This is a genomic window from Sphingomonas sp. CCH9-E2 (assembly GCF_001557215.1).
Taxonomy (GTDB): Bacteria; Pseudomonadota; Alphaproteobacteria; order Sphingomonadales; family Sphingomonadaceae; genus Sphingomonas.
Window position 1 is genome coordinate 1 of sequence record NZ_LSJM01000244.1, and the last position, 852, is coordinate 852.

General features: G+C 66.0%; 1 protein-coding gene. It reads right to left on the minus strand.

The window, feature by feature from the left end:
• A partial coding sequence (locus tag AX681_RS11545; RefSeq protein ID WP_066682277.1) for a 50S ribosomal protein L25/general stress protein Ctc occupies positions 1-611 on the minus strand: 611 nt, incomplete at its 3' end.
• Between the last annotated feature and the right edge of the window lie 241 nt (positions 612-852).

Sequence of the window (852 nt, forward strand, 5' to 3'; positions counted from 1 at the left end):
TCCTCGGTCTCGCCAGCCTCAGCGGCCTGCTCGGCGACCAGTGCTGCCGGAGCCGCGATCGTCGCGATGGTGAAGTCGCGGTCTTCGATCGCGCTCGTCACGCCCTTGGGCAGGGTCACGGCCGAAATGTGCAGCGATTCGCCCAGGTCCAGACCCTTCACCGAAACGGTGATCTCGCTGGGGATCTCGGCTGCGTCGCACACGACTTCGAGTTCGTGACGGACGATGTTGAGCACGCCGCCCTTGGTCAGGCCCGGCGAGGCGTCTTCGTCCGCGAACACGACCGGAACCGACACGGTGACGGTGGCATGTTCAGAGATACGCAGGAAATCGACATGGACCGGACGTTCGGTCACCACGTCGAGAGCGACGTCCTTGGGAAGCGTACGGATCGCCTTGCCGCCCAGACCTTCGATCATCACGACCGAGTTCATGAAGTGGCCGGTGTGCAGCGCCTTGTAGAGCGCGCGCTCGTCAAGGTGGATGCTCGTCGGTTCCTGATTGTTGCCGTAGATCACGGCGGGGACGCGGCCTTCACGACGCAGCGCCCGGGAGGCTCCCTTGCCAACCCGGTCGCGCGTCTCGGCCGACAGCGTAAGCGTGTCGCTCATATGTCGTTCCAATGCGCTAAAGTGTTTCCAATTCCGCCCAGGCCTCCAGGGATGACCCTGACCGGAAGCGCGCGCCTATAGGCGAGGGGAGGGGGAAAGTCCATCCCATTCCTCCCCCAGCTCGCTGGGGGAGGTGGCAGCGCGAGCGCTGACGGAGGGGCCGCCCCGGAGAGGGCGGAATTTGCCGAGCTGTTTACGGCCGTCTGCGCGGCCGCCCCTCCACCACCGGCTTCGCCGGCGG